The organism is Actinomycetota bacterium, from assembly GCA_019347575.1.
Lineage (GTDB): Bacteria > Actinomycetota > Nitriliruptoria > Nitriliruptorales > Nitriliruptoraceae > JAHWKY01.
The window spans coordinates 58439-76880 of record JAHWKY010000005.1; the positions used below are offsets into that span (position 1 = coordinate 58439).

Genomic DNA, 18442 nt, shown 5'->3' on the forward strand with positions numbered 1-18442 from the left:
GGCCCTAACCGCTCCCGTCGGTCGTCGTTTCCGTCGGTGACGGCGACGGTGATGGCGAGGGTGACGGCGACGGCGACGGTGAGGGCTCCTCCGTGGGATCGTCCTGGGTCGAGCTGCTCGACGTCTCGGTCGAAGCGTCCGTGGGTGACGGGGACGGCGACGGCGACGGCGACGGCGACTCCTGGCTGCCCGTCTCCGCCGGCGATGGCTCGTCGGTCGCTGTCGGTACCTCGGTCGGCAGGTCGGTGGTGGTGGTCTCGGTCGGGCTCGGGATGGGGCACGGCGTCGCGGCCTCCGGATCGGCGGGGGAGCCGTCCTCGCACACGATGGGGCCCTTGCTCACCGTGGGGCTCGGGGAGGGCGACGGCGCTGGCGGAGGCAGGTTCTCGGCCGACTTGCCGCTCAGGTCGGGCGGGGGGAAGTCCTCCACCGGCTCATCCTCGAGTGCTCCCGCCATGTACTCCTGCCACATCGCGGCGGGCGCGCTGCCGCCGGTCACGTCCTCCATCGGCGTGTTGTCCAGGTTGCCGACCCACACGCTGGTGACGAGCTGGGGCACGTAGCCCACGAACCAGGCGTCGACGTAGTCGTCGGTGGTACCGGTCTTGCCGGCGGCGGGGCGGCCGATGTCGGCAGCGGTCCCCGTGCCCCCTGTGATGACGCCACGCAGGAGATCGGTGACGATCCAGGCGTCGTTCTCGTCGATCGCCTCGGACTGCACCACGTCGGCCTCGTGGAGCACCTCGCCGTCCTCGGTCTCGACCCGGGTGATCAGACGCGGTTCGATGCTCAGGCCGCCGTTCGCGAACGGCGAGTACGCGGTGGCCATCTCGAGCGGCGTCACCGATCCCGTCCCGAGGGCGATCGAGGGCTCGGCTGGTAGCTCGACGTCGTCGGGGATGCCGAGCCGGTGCGCGAGCTCGACCACGCGCTCCGGGCCGGTCTCCATGACCATCTGCATGAAGACGGTGTTGACCGACGAGGCCGTCGCCTCGCGTACGGACAGCTCGCCGAAGCCGGTGCGGCTGTAGTTGAAGACCTCGGCGGTACCGTCCCCGCCCGACGGGACCTCGATCGACGCCGGAGCCGGGAAGCGGCTCTCGGGCGACTTGCCGTCCGCGATGTAGGCCGCGAGCGTGAACGGCTTGAACGCCGAACCCGCCTGCCGGCCGGGCGTGTTGGGAGAGCGGACAGCGACGTTCAGCTCCTGCTCCGAGAAGTCGGGCCCGCCCACGAGCGCGCGGACACCACCGTCGCGGGGATCGATCGAGACCAGCGCCCCGCTGTAGGCCTGTCCCTGCGTGTGGGTGGCCACCATTCGCTGGGCCAGCTCCTGCAGCGCCGGATCGATCTCGAGGGTCACCCGCAGGCCGCGGTACATCTCGGCATCATCACCGAGCAGGGTCGACAGCTCCCTGCGGACCGCGTCCATGTAGTACGCGTTGGGGCCGAGGTCGGCGGTCTTGCGGAGGGTCGTCTCGGGCAGTCCCTCGGCCACCGTCGCGTCGTAGGTGGGCTCGTCGATCCAACCCGCCTCCAGCATCCCGGTGAGGACGACCTCGCGTCGCGCGTCCGCCGCCTCGGGGTTGTCGACCGGATCGAGCGCTTCGGGGGCGCGGATGATGCCCGCCAGCGTCGCGGCCTGGTTGAGGTCGAGGTCGGACGACGCGGTTCCGTAGTAGGTCTGCGCAGCCGCCTCCACCCCGAACGCCCCGCGACCCCAGTAGATCGTGTTGAGGTACATCTCGAGGATGCGGTCCTTGTCGAACCGCTGTTCCATCTTGATGGCGAGCGCAGCCTCCTTGGCCTTGCGAAGGAACGTGCGGTCGTTGCCGACGAGCGCGTTCTTCACGTACTGCTGGGTGATGGTCGAGCCGCCCTGCTCTATCCCGCCGGCCTTCACGTTCTCGAACAGCGCCCGGACGATGCCGGTCGGGGACAGGCCTGAGTGCCCGTAGAAACCCGCGTCCTCAGCCGCCATGACGGCTTGCGGCACGTGCTCGGGAAGTGAGGCCAGATCCACGTCCTCCCTCGCTACCTCCGCGTTGAGCGTTCCGATCTCGTTGCCCTCGCGATCCACGAGCACGGTGGCGCGCGCCCCGACGTCTTCGGGGAGCGGTACCGACGCGAACACGAGGAAGAACGCGAGCAGGCCGACGAGCAGGAGCGCAGCTGCGGGCAGAACCAGCAGCCACGCCCACCAACGTCGGTACCAGCGCCGCTTGGGCTCCTGCGCGTCGACGTCCCGCTCGACCTCGCTCGCGTCGAGTTCGGTGGTCGTCTCGGATGGGGGCGGTGGAGGGGCGTGGGTCTTGGACATGTGGGCATCCTCGGTTGGCCTGGCATCGCGAGGTGCGCGCCCACTACCGGCGATGGGGCAGAACCACCGGGTGGGGCCGTGAGGCCACCGTCCAGCCGCCGGGTGGCAGCTTGACCACGGCCGGGTCGCGTCAGGTCCGCCGAACGAGAGGGCTTCCTCGGTACTCTCCGACCGAGAGCGCCCCTCGGCCGAGGAGCGCGCCGTCACCGCCGGGGGTCCCGTGCCTCGACGCCAGATCCGCAGCCGCACCGCCGCACTGCTCGTCGTGGGGATGCTCGCCGCGGCGTGCGGTGGCTCCGACCCCGATGCCACCGAGGTCATGGGTATCCAGGTGGACCGGACACCCGAGGCGACGGCAACGAGCGAAACGCCGTCGCCCGAGGCGTCGCCGACGCCGACGGCGAGCGAGGCGCCAGCCGCCGTCGAGGCGACCCCAGCCTCCACGCCGTCCGCGACCGAGCCGCCACCTCCTCCTCCTCCTCCCCCTCCTCCGCCGCCTCCGCCCGCGTACGAGTTGACCAACGGCGACGGCGATGCCCCGCTCGTGTGGACGCCGGCGATGGACGAGGACTCGTGCTGCTGGATCGAGACCTCCTCCGCACGGGTCGAGCGTGACGATCCCGAGCACCAGGCCGTCTCGGGGCGGCTGTTCGATGCTGTCCCCCCTGGCCCCGACGAGGAACCGGTCGAACGCCAGCGACGGTGGGCGACCTGCGAACCGTCGCTGGTCGCTCCGGATGACCAGCCGATGCGGGTCAACGGGACGCTGACGACCGCCGTGCTGCAGGGGGACACGATCGTCGCGGCTACCGAACATCGCATCGACGACACGCTCGCGGCGGGGCAGCGGGTCGCCTACCCGCGCGTCGAGCCGGTCCTCGTGGACGCCGCCGACGGTCAGGCGGTCCACTGCTCGGTACGGTTCGACGCCGCCTAACCTCGCCTAACCTCGCCTAGCCTCGTGTCGGTGAGCCAACCGATCCCCGCCCGACCTCGGTGAGCCCGACCCTCGGACTCGTCCTCGTCGCGGTGCTCATCGCCGCCAACGGCTTCTTCGTCGCTGCCGAGTTCGCGTTCGTCGCGGTACGCAGGGAGTCGGTCGAGGCCCTCGCCGCCGAGGGGTCGCGTCGTGCTCGCACCGCTCTCGAGGTGCTCAAGAACCTCTCGTTCGTGCTCTCCGGCGCCCAGTTCGGCATCACCGCGACCTCGCTGCTCGTCGGGTTCCTCGCCGAGGACTCGGTCGGCGCGGTGCTGCGCCCGATCGCCGACGGCGTGGGACTGCCCGAGACGACCGCTCTCGCGGTCTCGCTGACCGGGGCGTTCTTCGTCTCCACCGTGGTGCAGATGATCCTCGGTGAGCTGGCGCCCAAGAACCTCGCGATCGCGCGCCCCGAGACCGTCGCGTTGGCGGTCGCCCGTCTCATGCGGTTCTACGGGATCGTCTTCGGTCCCCTGATCCGGATCTTCGACGGCGCCGCCCAGGGGGTGTCGCGGCGTCTGGGCGTCGAGCCGCAGGACGAGCTGCTCGGCGGCGCCTCGCTCGCCGAGCTGTCACGGATCATCGCGGTGTCCGGTGAGGAGGGCTCGCTCAGCGAGGATCAGGCGCGGCTGTTGTCGCGTGCGGTCGAGCTGGGCAACCGGCGCGCGCACGAGATCATGATCCCACGCCCCGATGTCGTCTGGCTCGACCGTCACGACAGCGTGACCGAGCTGCGTGTGGCATCACGTCGCAGCGGACACTCGCGGTTCCCGGTCAAGGACGTCAGCGAGGACGAGGTCGTCGGCTCGGTACACATCAAGGACCTCCTGACCCTGCCACCCGATCGGCGCGCGACGGCCACCGTCGAGGACCTGGTCGCCCCGGTGCTGTTCGTGCCCGAGTCGGAACCGCTGCGGCGACTCCTCGGTGCGTTCCGACGCGCGTCTCGGACCTTCGCGATCGTCGTCGACGAGTACGGCGGGACCGCCGGGATCGTCACCATCGAGGATCTGATCGAGGAGCTCGTCGGTGACATCGAGGACGAGTTCGACCGTGACGTGGCCGCGCTCCGGCGGATCGGGGCGGGGCGTTACGTCGTCAGTGGGATGTTCCGGGCGGACCGGCTCCAGACCGATCTCGGCATCGACGTCCCCGACGGAGACTTCGAGACCGTCGCGGGCTTCTGCCTGGAGTGGCTCGGACGCATCCCCGAACCGGGTGAGGCGTTCGAGCACGACGGCTGGCGCTTCACCATCGCCGCGCGCGAAGGGCAGCGGATCAGCCAGATCCGCCTGGACCGACAGACCCTTCCGACCTGGGAGGGCCCGTCGTGAGCGTGCTCGCGACCGAGGCCGGTCACCAGGCTGCGGCGTCGCCGTGGGCCCTGCTGCTGGGCGTGGTGCTGCTCGGTCTGAACGCCTTCTTCGTGGCCGCCGAGATCGCTCTGCTCGCCGCTCGACGCGTCCGCATCGAGGAGCTGGCGGACGCCGGCGACTCGCGGGCCAAGGTGGCGCTCGCCGCCCTGCAGGAGCTGTCGGTGACGTTCTCCGGCGCGCAGCTCGGCATCACCATGGCGTCGCTGGGCCTCGGGGCGGTGGCTGAGCCAGCGGTCGCGGGCTACCTCGAGCGGGTCCTCGATCTGGCTCCGCTGTCGGCCGGGGCCCGGACCGCGATCGGCTTCGCGGTGGCGCTGTCGATCGTGGTGTTCCTCCACATGGTCGTCGGGGAGATGGTCCCCAAGAACATCGCGCTGGCACGCGCCGAGGCGGTGTCGCTGCGCCTCGCCCGCAGCTTCCGCTGGTACGTCCGCGTGTTCCGGTGGCTCATCGTGCTCCTGAACGGCGCGGCCAACCTCACCGTCAGGATGGTCGGCGTGCAGCCCCGCGACGAGATCGGGCTGGTCCACACCCCCGACGAACTGCTGCTGCTCGTCCGCGAGTCCCGCCGTCACGGGACCGTGCCCGCGCAGGATGCGCGCGTCCTCACGGCTGCGCTGAGGCTCAACGAGATCGACGCCGAGGACGCCATGACGTCCCGTGTCGACCTGCGCGCCGTCGCGGACGACGCCCTGCTCGGCGAGGTGCTCGACCTCGCAGCGGAGACCGGTTTCACGCGCTTCCCCGTCTACCACAGGGATCTCGATGACGTCGTCGGACTGGTGCACGTCAAGGACGTGCTGGTCCTCGACGACCACGAGGCCCACGGCCGCCGCGTCGCCGACCTGCTGCGACCCATCGCGGCCGTTCCCGAGAGCCGCGACCTCGAGAACCTCCTCAAGGACATGCGCCGTGACCGCTCGCACGCGGCTCTGGTCATCGACGAGTACGGCGGAACCGGGGGCATGGTGTCGCTTGAGGACGTGATCGAGGAGCTCGTCGGCGACATCGAGGACGAGTTCGATCCTCGCTCCGCAGACGTGCAACGGATCGGGCCACGACGCTGGCTCGTCCCGGGGGCGCTGCGCCGGGACGAGCTGCGGTTGACCACTGGCCTGTCCCTGCCCGAGGGTGAGGCCGAGACCGTATCCGGGCACATCACCGAGGTGCTCGGCCGCTTCCCCGAGGTGGGCGACGCGGTCGAGCACGGTGGCTGGCGACTCACCGTGACACGCGCCGAGTCCCACCGCGCCGACCGGGTCGAGGTCTCGGGGCCCCGAGGGCAGGTGCGCGGCGAGGGTTAGGCTCGACCTCCCCAGACCCCAGGACCCCCGTGCGCCCCGATGATCCTCGTGCGCTCGCCGCAGCGGCCATGCGTCGCCTCGGTCACGCGCTCGTCGCCCACGAGGTCGACGCGGACCTCCTCCTCCGCGTTGCCACGGCTGCCGACCGCGTCTCCGACGAGCTCGCGGAGCAGCCGCCACGAGAGCGCGACCTCGTGGCGCTCAAGAAGCGCATGTTCGAGGACCCCTTCGAGCACGGTGACCGTGTCAGCCACTTCGACGAGTGCTTCGTGTCGGGATCGTGGAACCCGATGGGTCCCGCCATCGAGGTGCATCGTGACGGCGACGAGATCGTCGCCGAGGTTGTCCTCGGTGCCGCCTTCGAAGGGGCGCCGGGGAGGGCTCACGGTGGGATCGTGGCGGCGATCTTCGACGACGTCATGGGTTACGTGCTGACGCTCGAGCGGCAACCCGCGTTCACCGGCGAGATGAGTATCCGCTACGAGGCGGCCACGCCGATGGGGTCGCTGTTGGAGTTCCGTGCCCGGTTGGAGCAACGGGCGGGGCGCAAGCTCGTGGTCACGTCGGAGGCGACGGACCGCGACGGCAACCGCGTGGCGAGCGCGCGCGCCACGTTCATCGCCGTCGACCTCGAGCGCATCCGCGCCTGACCATGTCATGCTACCGCTTCCGCTGCTTGAGCACTTGATGGGTTTCACCCGCGCCGAGCTGGAGTCGTTCCAGGGCGCGACCGTGCCCGACCTCGTCGGTGACGACGTGCGGCTGGTGTTCGTCGGCATCAACCCCGGGCTGTGGACCGCCGCGACCGCGACCCACTTCGCCCACCCCGGGAACCGCTTCTACCCCGCGCTGTTCGAAGCGGGCATCACCGATCGGCTCATCGACGCGTCGGACGGTTGGTCGGACGAGGACCGACGACACCTACTCGACCGTGGCATCGCCATCACCAACCTCTGCCGTCGCGCGACCGCCCGCGCCGACGAGCTGTCCCCCTCCGAGCTGCGCGACGGCGCGCTGGAGGTCGAGTCCAAGATCGAGGCGTTGAGCCCCCGCGCCGTCGCGGTCGTCGGCCTGACCGCGTACCGCACCGCCTTCGGACGACCCCGGGCACCGGCGGGACGCCAGGACGAGTACCTCGGCGGGGCGCCGCTGTGGGTGCTGCCCAACCCCAGCGGCCTGAACGCGCACGAGACGGTCGCGTCACTCGCACGCGCCTACCGCGAGCCCGCCGAGCACGCCGGCCTCCTCCGAACATGAATACTCGGGTACAGCTGAGTGCCCCCACGTATTCAAGTTCCGCTCACAGCAGAGGGAGGCCGCCGCCGTCGGCGTCGGGCGGAGTCTCGGCTGGCAGCGCATCGACGGCGCGCTGGAGCGGATGCAGGAACGGGAAGGCGTGCGGGTCGAGTTCCTCGGGAGGTTCGAACTCGGTCAGGCCGTCACCGACGAACAGCGCGGCCGTGATCATCGGGGCGTGCCGTCGCGCCCCGTAGACGATGACCGCGACGGCGGCGCCCTCGGCCACCTCACCCTCCGACACGAACCCCCAAGCGGGGGTTCCGCGGGCGGTTAGCTGTTCATCGGCGAGATGCGCCATCGCCTCGAGCCGTGCCTCGTCGTCGTCCGGTAAGCCGGTCAGCAGCAGCACCTGCGTCGACTGCTCACGCGGGAGGACGAGCGCCGGTGGGAGCGGGCGGCCCTCCTTCGAGAGCAGGTCGCGGGCGGCCTCCTGGCAGACCTGACGCAGCTCCTCGATGTGCATCAGATGCTCGTGGTCGCACCCTCGGAGGCGGACCCAACGGTGCGGGCGTACTTGGCGAGGACGCCCCGCGTGTAGCGCGGCTCCATCGGTGTGAAGCGATCGCGTCGCTGCGCCAGCTCGTCATCGGCGACGTCGAGGTCGATGCGGCGCTCCGGCACGTCGATGATGATGCGGTCGCCATCCTCGACGAGACCGATCGGTCCGCCGTCGGGGGCCTCCGGGGCGATGTGGCCGATGCAGAGGCCGGTGGTCCCACCCGAGAAGCGCCCGTCGGTGATCAGGAGCACGTCTTTACCCAGACCGGCACCCTTGATTGCCGCGGTTATCTGCAGCATCTCGCGCATACCCGGCCCGCCCTTGGGGCCCTCCCAGCGGATGACGACGACACTTCCGGGTTCGATGGCGCCGGTGAGGACCGCCTGGAGCGCGTCCTGCTCGCCATCGAACACCCGGGCGGTGCCCTCGAACCGGTGCGCGTGGGGTGGGATGCCGGCGATCTTGACGACCGCCCCGTCCGGCGCGAGCGACCCACGCAGGATGGCCAGCCCGCCGTCGGGGTGGATGGGGTTGGACAGAGGTCGTACGACGTCGCCGTCCGGTCCAGGCAGGTCGTCGAACGCGTCGAGGTTCTCCGCGACGGTCGCGCCGGTCACCGTCATGGCGTCACCGTGCAGCAGACCCGCGTCAAGCAGCTCCCTCATGACGACCGGCAGCGCGTCGACGCGGTCGAGATCGTTCATGAGGTAGCGCCCGCCGGGCTTGGTGTCCGCGATGTGCGGCACGCGGCGGCCGATGGCGTCGAAGTCGTCGATCGACAGCTCCACCTCGGCCTCGCGGGCGATAGCGAGCAGGTGCAGGACCGCGTTGGTCGACCCGCCCACCGCCATGACGACCGCGATCGCGTTCTCGAGCGCGGGACGCGTGACGATGTCCCGGGCGGTGATGCCAGCGTTCAGCAGCTCCACGACCGCCGCCCCGCTGCGCCGCGCGAACTCGTCGCGACGGGGGTCGGGTGCCGGGGGAGTGGACGAGCCCGGCAGCGCCATGCCGAGGGCCTCGATCGCCGACGCCATCGTGTTGGCCGTGAACATCCCGCTGCAAGCGCCCTCACCCGGGCACGCGTTGCGTTCGATCTCGAGCAGCTCCTCATCGGTCATCTGACCGCTGCCACGCGCCCCTACCGCTTCGAACACGTCCTGGATCTGGATGTCGCGGCCGTGCAGCTGGCCGGGGAGGATCGACCCGCCGTAGAGGAACACGCTCGGCACGTTGAGGCGCACGGCCGCCATGACCATGCCGGGCAGGGACTTGTCACACCCGGCGAACGTCACCATGCCGTCGAACCGTTCGGCGTGCATGACGGTCTCGACCGAGTCGGCGATGACCTCGCGCGAGACGAGGGAGGCGCGCATGCCCTCGTGGCCCATCGCGATGCCGTCGCTGATGGCGATGGTCATGAACTCGAGTGGGAACCCGCCGGCTTCACGGATGCCGAGCTTGGCCTGCTTGGCGAGACGGTCGAGCGGCAGGTTGCACGGCGTGACCTCGTTCCACGACGACGCGACGCCGATCTGGGGCTTGCCGAAGTCCTCCTCGGTCATCCCGACCGCGCGGAGCATCGCGCGCGCCGGGGCGCGTTCGAAGCCCTCGGTGACGTCACGGCTCCGGTGGCGTGGATCGGCCATGGGTGGCTCCTGGTTCGTTCCGGGGGCCAGTCAACCCGACCACCCGCCTGAGGGCACAGTCGCCGCCGTCCTACGCCGGGAGGCAGCCTCCGGCCGCGTGCGTCTCGTCGTTCGATCCGAAGGGCGGCCCGTCGGCCGCGAGAGCCAGCCGCAGGCTGGCTCGTTCCACGATAGGACCGGACAGGCTGCGGATGACGAAGCGCACCATGCCGGCGTCGTAGTCGGCGAAGCTGTGCTCTTCTTCGACCTCGACCTCGCCCACGAAAACGCTGAAGCTGTCGCCAGCCGCGGAGCGGTTGAACTCGACCTCGCCGTAGCGACGGTCGAGCGCCACGGCGACCGCGAGGAACCCGCTCGTTTCCGTCTCCGGTAGATCGGCGAGGGTCACGTCGACGGTAAGGGCGCCGGGTACCGTCGTCAGATCCGCGCTCACCCGGGTGATGTCGTGGCGGGAGGTGTCGAAAGGTGCGGGGACGGTGATGATCGTGGCATCGCCGACGGGGTCGCTGAAGGCGAGCTCGGAGCGATCGGTGCAAAGGTCGGGTGCCGTCCAGCCGGCGTGCTGGTCCACCAGGACCAGGCTGAGCGCCGCTACGGCATCCACGAGCCCGTGCCCCGCATCGAACGAGGTCGCGTGGTCGTCGTTACCGGCGGGGCTGCCATCGGGGGCGGTGTACACGTCCGGCTCGAAGTGCTCGTCCGGCAGGAACCGGTACGCGCTGTCCTCGAGGGTGTCCTCGACCTCGGCCGGCGTCAGTGACGGGTCGGCTTGGAGGAGCTGCGCGACGAGTCCCGAGATGTACGGCGCCGCAAGGGAGGTGCCGTCGGCGAGGACGTACGGCCCGTCCTGCACGCGCAGACGACACTGGTGTGCCGTGGGGGGGCAAGCGGCGAGGATGCTGGCGCCTGGCGCCACGATGTCGGGGTAGGTGGCGGGGTCGCCGGCGAGGCCGCGTGAGCTGCCGGTGGATCCCGAGTACGGGCTATCCCACACGGACAACCGGCGGTCGCCCGCGTTGCCATCGTCGTACGCCCCGACGCCGAGGACGCCCGGCACGGGGTGCTGCGCCAGCGGGCTCGTGCGGATGGCGGTGCCATCGCCGGCCCAGTTCCCGGCCGCGAAGACCACGACGACACCCTGCTCGACGAGCGCGGTGCTAGCGCGCCCGAGGGGCTCGTCGGGGTCGAAGCGCGGATCGGCGATGGTGTCGGGGTGGGGGGCGAAGGAGGCGTTCACGACCCGGATAGGCGGGCACGACCCGTTGCCGCACGGGTCCTGGTGGTTCTCGAGCACCCAGTTGAAGGCGCTGAGGGCGTTGGAGTAGTACAGCGACAAGCCGATGGACAGTCCGACCAGCCGTGCGCCGGGGGCGACGCCGCTCACCTCTGCACCGCTCGGCGTGTCCCTGGGGTAGCCCGCGGCGGCAGACGCGACCAACGTTCCGTGGTCTGGCTCGCCGTCGCGCACGCCCGGTGGGATCGGCTCCCACGCACTACAAGCCGGCACGTCGGGGTAGGTCCCCAGCGCCCAGAAGACATCGTCCGGTGGTAGCGGGCACAGCTGACGCAGGTGGACGTCGAACTTCGTCTCACCGGCCTCGACGAACTGCTCGTGTATCGGGTCGAACCCGCCATCGACGACCGCGATCGAGACACCGGAGCCGTCGTACGGAACGGGCCCGTCGTCGCCGTGGTGCCGCAGCGGAGCGAGCCCGGGGTGGGTCTCGACGTCGCGCAGCGGACCCACACCGGTGGCGCGGTGCGCCGTGGCGTCCACCAGAACGAGTGGGAGGTCAGCATCCACGCGCCGAACTCCGGGCTGCAGGTGCAGGGCCCGCACCGCCTCGGGGACGCCGACGGCGGTTACAACCGAGAGCCGTTCGAGCACCTCGATCTGGCGCATGCCGACCGCCTCGAGGGCGGCCCTGATCGCGGTGGTATCACCGCTCACGAGCACGACCACCGGCGTCTCCGGCGGTGCGTCGGCGAGCCGTTCGGCGAGCTGCGGCCTCATCGTCAGCGCCTGAACCGGCGTCGCGGTCCGCGGCGTCTCGGTCGCGGACGTGGCGGCGACCAGTTGCAGCGCCACGAGCGGCCAGATCACGTGTTCGCGTGCCCAGGAACGCGACCGGCGACGACTCCCCATGGGCGCGTCTCCCCCCTCGCACCTCACGAGTGGCATCATCCCATCACTCAGGAGGCCTGTCCAGACCGCGGACCGAGCTCGGGCGCTGCGGTTCGGGTCCTTCGCCACGTCTCCCCACGGACGCCCTGACGGTAGCGACGGCGCCGTCATCGCCTCGACCTCAGCGCCTCGGCTCTTCGGATCTTCAGGTAGTGAAGCTCGGCGTCGTTCGTCGCGAGGTCGGCCGCTGCGGTCCACGCCTCGGCCGCCTCCGACGTCCGACCGAGCCGTTCGAGCAGATCCGCTCGAGCCGCGTGGAACAGGTGGTAGCCGCCCAGCTCGAGGTCCTCGAGCGCGTCGAGGCCTGCCGCCGCCCCGTGGACCTCGGCCACGACGATCGCGCGGTTCATGGCGACCACCGGTGTCGGTTGCAGCGCGAGCAGCTGGTCGTACAGCTGCAGGTTCCTGGCCCAGTCCGTGTCGGCCACCGTGGCGGCAGCGCTGTGGACGGCCGCGATCGCCGCTTGCACCTGGTACGGCCCGGGAGCACCGCGGCGCGCGCAGATCCGCACGAGTTCGTGGCCCTCGTCGATCAGCGTCAGGTCCCAGCGGCTGCGGTCCTGGTCGGCGAGCCGCACGAACGTCCCGTCCGGTGTGGTCCGTGCCGGCCGGCGGGACTCGGTCAGCAGCATCAGCGCGAGCAGCCCGGTGACCTCGGGCTCGTCCGGCATCAGCTCGCGCAGCACGCGCGTGAGGCGGATGGCCTCGGCCGACAGGTCCGGACGCGCGAGGTCGTCGCCACCGGTCGCGGTGTGTCCCTCGTTGAACACGAGGTACAGCACGGCCAGGACGGAGCGCAGGCGGTCGGGCAGCACCGCGGCGTCGGGCACGCGGTAGGGGATGTTCGCCGCCTTGATCTTGCGCTTGGCTCGCAGGAGCCGTTGGGCCATCGTCGCCTCGGGCACCAGGAATGCGCGAGCGACCTCCGCCGTCTGCAGCCCTCCGAGCAGCCGTAGGGTCAGCGCCACCTGCGCGTGGCGGGCCAGCGCGGGGTGGCAGCAGGTGAAGATCAGGCGCAGTCGGTCGTCGTACACGGGTCCCACGTCCTCGGCGGGCTCGGGCGGCGGAGTGATCCAGCCGGCTTGTCGTTCCTTGTCTCCTCGCCGGCCCTCGCGGCGGAGCCGGTCGAGTGCCCGGCGACGGGCGGTCGTGGTGATCCACCCGCCGGGGTTGGCGGGTACCCCTTCCCGCGGCCACCGCTCCACCGCCACGGCGAAGGCCTCCTGGACCGCGTCCTCGGCGACGTCGATGTCGCCGAACGCGCGGATGAGGGTGGCGACGACCCGGCCGGACTCCTCGCGGAAGATCCGGCCGAAGTCGTCGGCGTCGGTCGGTGCCAGCCCGGTCAGTCCTGGGGCTCCTCTTGGAACGGACGGACCTCGACCGGGAGCCGGCACGCGCGCGTCGCCTTCTCCGCCCACCCGAGGGCCTCGTCGAGGTCGGTCGCCTTGATGACCCAGAAGCCTCCGATGTACTCCTTCGACTCGGCGAACGGCCCATCGGTAGTGAGCACCTCGTCGTCGACGACGCGCACGACGGTCGCCGTGCTGGGCTCGTGCAGGCCGCCGGCGAAGATCTCGACGCCTGCGCCCTGCATCTCGCCGTTCAGCGTGTCCACGTCGTGGAAGATCTGCTCCATCTGGTCAGGACTCGGCGGAGGGTCGCCCTCGGTGTGGTTGACGGTCAGCAGGTACTGCTTCATCGCTCGTCTCCTGTCGATGTCGGGCTGGTCCCGACCTCACCCTTACCACGAACGGCCGCCGCACCGATCGACAGACGACCCGTCGTGCGTGCGTTGACCGCGCAGAGCATCCGCAGACCGACTGGATCGCGGCCGGCACGCCGCCACGCCGCTGACCGGGCACTAGGCCGCCTGTTCAACGAGCGCGGTGAGCTTGTCGAGGGACATGTTCCACCCCAGATCGTTGTCGGCGGGCGAGAGGCCGCGAGGCAGGTTCTCGTGAACCGCTACGAGGACCGTCCCGCCATCGTCAGCGTCGGCGAGGGTGAACGTGATGGTCATCTCGCCTGCCATAGTCGGATCGTTGGTCTCGAACTCGACGACCTGGACAACCATCGTGTCGGGGATGAGACGCACGAACAGGCCGTGGTAGGTGTCGGTCTGAGCTGTCGTCTTGCCCGTCGTGGTCGGTAGGTCGTAGGTGAGCGAGATCCGGAACCGGCCACCCTCGCGAGCTTCGAAGCGGTGAACCTCGCTCGTCATCCCCTCGGGGACCATCCACACCTGGACCGACCCAGGATCGAGGAGCGCCTGGTACACCCGCGAGGGCGGCGCGCCGATGATCCGCTCGAGCCGCGTGGTTGTCATCCTTTCACTCTAGGACGAGGCCTCCTGAAGCCTGCAGACGAGTCCGGTGACGAACTAGGCCAAGGCGTCGATGGAGCCGGAGGGTTCGAGCCGGGCGCCGACCGCCCGTGAACCCTCGCGTCAGAGAGGAGCGAAGTGGATCGCTACCTCAGCAGCCGCCCGGTGCGGATCGGGTTGGTCATCCTGTCGGTTGTCGCCGCGGCGTCGATCGGCGGCGGCTTCGTCGCTGGAGTCCTGCTCGTTCCACTTCTGTTCGCGACCGTTCGTCACGGCTCGGTCGGTGCGGCCTTCGGCCTCGTCCTGCTCGCGACCATCCTGGTGATCGAGATGGCGTGGGCCGCCACGTACCTGCTCGTCGGTGAACAACGCCCGCTTATCTGGGCGGTCCCTCTCTTGGCGTCCATCATGGCGTTGGCGATCGGTGCACGATCCGTGCGGCAGACAGCGCGAGGACCTTCGCTCTCCGACGACGCCAGCACCTGACACGTCCGGGGCATACTCGGCCACGACTCGTGCCAGGACCGGTGAAGTTGGAGCAAGCCGTCGGGACGTCAGGTCAGCGACCGTCGCTCGGCGTGCGGGCTCTCGCCTGGATCGACGTCGCCGCCTGGTGCGTCGTCCTGACGATGTGGCTGTTCGGATCCTCGAGTCTGGCAACGTTCATCGGGCTCGCCGTCGCGGTGTTGCTCCACGTAGCGACCATCCCCGCGATCGTGATGAACAGCGGACCAGAGGCCTGGTGGTGGACCGTCGTCTTGGCGTGTGGTGGCCCCATCCCTGTTCTCCTCTGGGTCACCGCGGCGACGACCGGACGGTTGCCTGATCAACCTTGGCGAGTCGAAGCATCGAACCGTCGACCTCGGGACGGCTAGGGCCGCGCCGCGGCACGGCGCAGCCTGGGGCGAGCAACGAACCAGTAGCCCGCCATGCCGACGACCGGCAGCACGACCATGGCGGTCAACCAGAGGAGCCGGTTCTCGCGTGCTCTCGCCCAGGTCGCCTCGGGACGCCGCATCACATCGGCGATCACGATCGTGACCACCACGACGTGGGCGATGAGCAGCGCGAGTGGCATCAGCGTTCTCCGACGATCCGAACGCGAGAGTAACCCGGTGTAAGGTCGAGACATGCTGGGCACCATGCGCCACACCGAGGCGAGCGTCTCCGACTACCTCTGGGCGGTACTCGCCGTCGTCGCCGGGATCGCGGCCGGGATGTCGGTGGTTATGGTCCTCAACAGCGTGGCGTCGCTGGGATCGAGCGATCTCTCCGTCTGGGGCCGTATCGCACCGGTCGGGGTCGCGCTGGGCTACCTCGCCGCCCTGAGTTGGGTGACCGCGGGAGCTTGGCGCCGCACCGTATGGGGATGCCGGCTCTCGAACACCGAGAAGGACTGTCCTCGTCACGGTTCTCGCTGTGCGGCCAGCCTGGGCGCTCGAGGTGGAGGTCCTTCCCGTCTCGATGGTTGATCACGTGGTCGTTCGTCACGCGGCATGGGATACTGCGACACCGATCCGAGAGGCATCGTCGTGGTATCTCCGCTCGACGCGATCGTGAGGGGGATGAGCGAACTCCGGCGGCGGGCCGGGGGCGGTGACATGATCGCCATCATGGAACAGCTCGCGAAGCGCGTCGACGAAGCGCAGGGTCGCGCAGAACTCGAGGCGCGCATCCGCGAGGTTCGACGCCGGCTCGCATCGGACGACTCAGCGGAGGTCGCGACATGACCCACGAGCGAGCAGCGGAGATCGCCGAGCAGACGGATGTCGACGGTCTCTGGCGCGAGCTGCGACAGGCCAAGCAGGTCGGTGACGTGCAGCTCGTTCGGGTCATCGAGAACCGGATGCGTGCACTGTCCCAGGAGCGTCGGTTCGCTCACCTCAGCGACGACGAGCTGCGCGCCCGGATCGAGGCCGTGTCCGGCAACCGCGAACCGCAGGACCTGCTGGCCTACAGCCCGGGCGGAGACGAGGGCGCCTGGTCAGGCACAGACGACACGGCCGCGCTGAACCGCGCCATCACTGCCAACCAGCACGACGGGATCGAAGCCACCCTCGGCGCGCTACTCGACGAGCTGCAGAGACGCACCGACGTCAACGACGGTGACGGATCGGGCTGACGGCCACCCCGGATGGGTTACCCGCCTCCACCACAACGTGATGGTCGACGCGCTGACGTCAGTCGGAGCGGTCCTTCCAGACGGCGAACCCCCCACCCAGGAGGCCAGCCAGGATCATGAGGCTGCCCGCACTCTCGTATCCCGACCCGATCGTGGCGAGTGCTCCCGCCCCGATGAGCACGCTGCCACCCACGATCAACGCCGCCGCGATGATCGTCAACGATGGATAACGCATCGGTGGTCCCTTGCTCACCGGGATGGCAGCGACCGCCTCGAGCGTAGCGCCGTCGCTTCGTCCCCCGATCCGATCGGATATGCGATCGATTCGGGTGATGAAGTTGCGGGCGCCGCGGGGCGGTGACGAGAACGGGCGCCGATGCGTGTTCCCGTCAGGCCGAGGGGCCATGGTCGCTTTGGTGGTGACGGGAACGCGCGTGGAGACGCGCTCCGGTCGTGCTCCCGAGTACACGCCGACGCACGGGGCAGCGAGGTCGGGTGACGGACAGCGGCGCGGGTAGCGTGCGCCCCGCACACAGGAGGGAGCGCGTGACCGACGTCAACTGGGCCGAGGCGGCCGATCCGGGCGACTACTTCGTCGGCCACATCGGCCTGGTGATCGACGAGGCGACCTCCGGTCGCGTCACCGGCCACCTCGACGTCGCCCCGCACCACCACCAGCCCTACGGCATCGTCCACGGCGGCGTGTACTGCTCGATCATAGAGACCCTGGCCAGTTACGGCGCTGCGGTCACCGCCCACGAGCGCACCGGAAACGCCAACGTCGTCGGTGTCAGCAACGCCACCGATTTCATCCGGGCGCACCGCGAGGGCCGTCTGAACGCAGTGGCAGAGCCGGTGCACGCGGGGCGGACCCAGCACATCTGGCAGGTGGTCATCACCCGCGACAGCGACGGCAAGGTCGTGGCGCGCGGGCAGGTGCGCCTCGTCGGCGTCCAGCCGGAGTCGATCGGCGGCTGACTGCGCGTCACGACGACGCTCACCAGGTCAGCTCGATCTCGACCTCCGACTCCTCGTCGTCGATCTCGACCTCGAACTTGAAGTTCACCTCGTCCGGAACTTGGACGGTGAACCGTCGACCTTCGCGCTCGAACGACACCTCGTTCTGTCGGGACAGCTCATCGGCGATCTGGTGCAGACGGTCGGCTGCCGCCTCGCGGCGGAGACGCTCCTCGGACGAGTACTCGAGTTCCATGCTGGCTCCGGTGGTCGGGGGCGGCGGATGGTAGGGGCCGGCGTTGCCGGATCCTGACTGTTCGGGCTGGCGAGCGTCGACGCCGTGGAGGGCCTCGTTCCGGGACACGAGCGTTAGGGTGGGCCGGTCCCCGAGTCGAAGGTCCGTCGTGAAGATCGACTACATCACCCTCGGCACCGACCGCGACACGACCATCAGCCAGGCTCGCCGGGCCGAGGAGGTCGGCTACGACGGGTGGTTCACCGGGGAGACCGGGCACGACCCGTTCCTGATGTGCGGCTACGCGGCGGACGCGACCGAGCGCGTGCATATCGGGACGGCGATCGCGGTGGCGTTCGCGCGCAACCCGATGATCACCGCCTACAGCGCCAACGACCTGCACTTGAACTCGGGAGGCCGTTTCGTGCTCGGCCTGGGGTCGCAGATCAAGGCGCACATCGAGCGCCGGTTCCACATGCCGTGGAGCTCACCGGCCGCGCGAATGCGTGAGTTCATCAACGCGATGCGCGCGATCTGGCGGACCTGGAACGAGGGCGACAAGCTCGACTTCCGTGGGGACTTCTACGAGCACACGCTCATGACCCCCTTCTTCAGCCCCCAACCCAACCCCCACGGGACCCCACCGATCTACCTGGCGGCGGTCGGTCCGCTGATGACCGAGGTGGCGGGGGAGGTGTGCGACGGCGTCATCGCGCACTCGTTCACGACCGAGCGCTACCTGCGTGAGCACACCCTGCCCGCGCTGGCACGAGGGCGTGAACGAGCCGACACCGATCGCGACGCCGCCGTGAGCCTCGGGGTGTTCACGATCACCGGTCGCGACGAGCAGGAGGTGGCGAACAACGAGGCCTTCGTGAAGGGGCAGATCGCCTTCTACGGGTCGACCCCCGCTTACCGCGCCGTGCTCGAGACCCACGGCTGGGAGGATCTGCAGTCCGAGCTCAACACGCTGTCGAAGCAGGGCAAGTGGGCCGAGATGAGCGAGCTGATCACCGACGACATCGTCGACGCGTTCGCGGTGCGGGGCGCCCCGACCGAGGTCGGCAGCCTGATCGCTGACCGCTTCGGTGACGTCGTCGACCGCATCAGCCTCTACACCGCGTTCCAGTACGAGAAGGATGAGTTCGAGGACTTCGCCGCGGGGCTCCGCGGAGAGGCGTGACCGCCCGG

At 70.0% G+C, this 18442-nt stretch carries 22 protein-coding genes; 11 read left to right on the forward strand and 11 right to left on the reverse strand.

Annotation, left to right across the window (positions count from 1 at the left end; genetic code table 11):
• Positions 1 to 4 precede the first annotated feature (4 nt).
• Positions 5 to 2320, reverse strand: a complete 2316-nt coding sequence (locus KY469_04465; GenBank protein MBW3662334.1) for a penicillin-binding protein — start codon at positions 2318 to 2320, stop codon at positions 5 to 7.
• Between the two features lie 220 nt (positions 2321 to 2540).
• Here KY469_04465 and KY469_04470 point away from each other — a divergent pair, with 220 nt between their 5' ends.
• Genes KY469_04470 through KY469_04490 form a run of 5 tightly spaced genes read left to right on the forward strand, consistent with a single transcriptional unit; the run spans position 2541 to position 7236 of the window.
• Entirely contained in the window at positions 2541 to 3257 is a 717-nt protein-coding gene (locus tag KY469_04470; GenBank protein ID MBW3662335.1) for a hypothetical protein, read from the forward strand.
• A 59-nt stretch (positions 3258 to 3316) separates the two neighbouring features.
• On the forward strand, positions 3317 to 4633 hold the full coding sequence (locus tag KY469_04475) for a hemolysin family protein (GenBank protein MBW3662336.1): 1317 nt from the start codon (positions 3317 to 3319) through the stop codon (positions 4631 to 4633).
• On the forward strand, positions 4630 to 5979 hold the full coding sequence (locus KY469_04480) for a hemolysin family protein (GenBank protein ID MBW3662337.1): 1350 nt from the start codon (positions 4630 to 4632) through the stop codon (positions 5977 to 5979). Before KY469_04475 ends, KY469_04480 begins: the two co-directional genes overlap by 4 nt.
• A gap of 29 nt (positions 5980 to 6008) precedes the next feature.
• Positions 6009 to 6629, forward strand: a complete 621-nt coding sequence (locus KY469_04485) for a PaaI family thioesterase (GenBank protein ID MBW3662338.1) — start codon at positions 6009 to 6011, stop codon at positions 6627 to 6629.
• Between the two features lie 37 nt (positions 6630 to 6666).
• Positions 6667 to 7236 carry a mismatch-specific DNA-glycosylase gene (locus KY469_04490; GenBank protein ID MBW3662339.1) on the forward strand — a complete coding sequence of 190 codons (570 nt, stop codon included), beginning with the start codon at positions 6667 to 6669 and terminating at the stop codon, positions 7234 to 7236.
• Positions 7237 to 7279: 43 nt separating this feature from the next.
• Here KY469_04490 and KY469_04495 read toward each other — a convergent pair whose 3' ends face one another.
• The 6 genes from KY469_04495 to KY469_04520 form a co-directional block, all read right to left on the reverse strand.
• On the reverse strand, positions 7280 to 7741 hold the full coding sequence (locus tag KY469_04495) for a hypothetical protein (GenBank protein MBW3662340.1): 462 nt from the start codon (positions 7739 to 7741) through the stop codon (positions 7280 to 7282).
• The gene (gene ilvD / locus KY469_04500) at positions 7741 to 9426 is read right to left on the reverse strand and encodes a dihydroxy-acid dehydratase (GenBank protein ID MBW3662341.1); all 1686 of its coding nucleotides are present in this window, start codon (positions 9424 to 9426) and stop codon (positions 7741 to 7743) included. The genes KY469_04495 and ilvD overlap by 1 nt, the downstream gene beginning before the upstream one ends.
• A 70-nt stretch (positions 9427 to 9496) precedes the next feature.
• A complete protein-coding gene (locus KY469_04505) occupies positions 9497 to 11530 on the reverse strand; it encodes a S8 family serine peptidase (protein ID MBW3662342.1) in 2034 nt (677 codons plus the stop codon).
• 188 nt (positions 11531 to 11718) lie between these two features.
• Positions 11719 to 12951 carry an RNA polymerase sigma factor gene (locus KY469_04510; GenBank protein ID MBW3662343.1) on the reverse strand — a complete coding sequence of 411 codons (1233 nt, stop codon included), beginning with the start codon at positions 12949 to 12951 and terminating at the stop codon, positions 11719 to 11721.
• A gap of 5 nt (positions 12952 to 12956) precedes the next feature.
• Positions 12957 to 13313: a hypothetical protein gene (locus tag KY469_04515; protein ID MBW3662344.1), complete on the reverse strand. Its 357-nt coding sequence runs from the start codon at positions 13311 to 13313 to the stop codon at positions 12957 to 12959.
• A 162-nt stretch (positions 13314 to 13475) separates the two neighbouring features.
• Positions 13476 to 13940: an SRPBCC domain-containing protein gene (locus KY469_04520; protein MBW3662345.1), complete on the reverse strand. Its 465-nt coding sequence runs from the start codon at positions 13938 to 13940 to the stop codon at positions 13476 to 13478.
• 135 nt (positions 13941 to 14075) lie between these two features.
• Between KY469_04520 and KY469_04525 the strand changes: the two genes are divergently transcribed.
• Entirely contained in the window at positions 14076 to 14423 is a 348-nt protein-coding gene (locus KY469_04525) for a hypothetical protein (GenBank protein ID MBW3662346.1), read from the forward strand.
• A 73-nt stretch (positions 14424 to 14496) separates the two neighbouring features.
• On the opposite strand, the gene KY469_04530 is transcribed toward KY469_04525, so the two are convergent.
• Both KY469_04530 and KY469_04535 read right to left on the reverse strand, forming a co-directional pair.
• Entirely contained in the window at positions 14497 to 14715 is a 219-nt protein-coding gene (locus KY469_04530; GenBank protein ID MBW3662347.1) for a hypothetical protein, read from the reverse strand.
• A gap of 93 nt (positions 14716 to 14808) precedes the next feature.
• Positions 14809 to 15015, reverse strand: coding sequence for a PLDc N-terminal domain-containing protein (locus KY469_04535; GenBank protein MBW3662348.1), 207 nt, complete (start codon positions 15013 to 15015; stop codon positions 14809 to 14811).
• A gap of 52 nt (positions 15016 to 15067) precedes the next feature.
• Here KY469_04535 and KY469_04540 point away from each other — a divergent pair, with 52 nt between their 5' ends.
• The 3 genes from KY469_04540 (at position 15068) to KY469_04550 (ending at position 16059) form a co-directional block, all read left to right on the forward strand.
• Entirely contained in the window at positions 15068 to 15409 is a 342-nt protein-coding gene (locus KY469_04540; GenBank protein ID MBW3662349.1) for a hypothetical protein, read from the forward strand.
• A 93-nt stretch (positions 15410 to 15502) separates the two neighbouring features.
• The gene (locus KY469_04545; protein ID MBW3662350.1) at positions 15503 to 15667 is read left to right on the forward strand and encodes a hypothetical protein; all 165 of its coding nucleotides are present in this window, start codon (positions 15503 to 15505) and stop codon (positions 15665 to 15667) included.
• A complete protein-coding gene (locus tag KY469_04550; GenBank protein MBW3662351.1) occupies positions 15664 to 16059 on the forward strand; it encodes a hypothetical protein in 396 nt (131 codons plus the stop codon). The genes KY469_04545 and KY469_04550 overlap by 4 nt, the downstream gene beginning before the upstream one ends.
• Before the next feature lie 58 nt (positions 16060 to 16117).
• Here KY469_04550 and KY469_04555 read toward each other — a convergent pair whose 3' ends face one another.
• A complete protein-coding gene (locus tag KY469_04555) occupies positions 16118 to 16294 on the reverse strand; it encodes a hypothetical protein (protein MBW3662352.1) in 177 nt (58 codons plus the stop codon).
• Positions 16295 to 16605: 311 nt separating this feature from the next.
• Here KY469_04555 and KY469_04560 point away from each other — a divergent pair, with 311 nt between their 5' ends.
• Positions 16606 to 17037, forward strand: a complete 432-nt coding sequence (locus KY469_04560) for a PaaI family thioesterase (protein MBW3662353.1) — start codon at positions 16606 to 16608, stop codon at positions 17035 to 17037.
• Between the two features lie 19 nt (positions 17038 to 17056).
• Here KY469_04560 and KY469_04565 read toward each other — a convergent pair whose 3' ends face one another.
• The gene (locus KY469_04565; protein ID MBW3662354.1) at positions 17057 to 17272 is read right to left on the reverse strand and encodes an amphi-Trp domain-containing protein; all 216 of its coding nucleotides are present in this window, start codon (positions 17270 to 17272) and stop codon (positions 17057 to 17059) included.
• A 148-nt stretch (positions 17273 to 17420) separates the two neighbouring features.
• On the opposite strand from KY469_04565, the gene KY469_04570 reads away from it, so the two are divergent.
• Positions 17421 to 18434, forward strand: a complete 1014-nt coding sequence (locus KY469_04570) for an LLM class F420-dependent oxidoreductase (protein ID MBW3662355.1) — start codon at positions 17421 to 17423, stop codon at positions 18432 to 18434.
• Positions 18435 to 18442 lie beyond the last annotated feature (8 nt).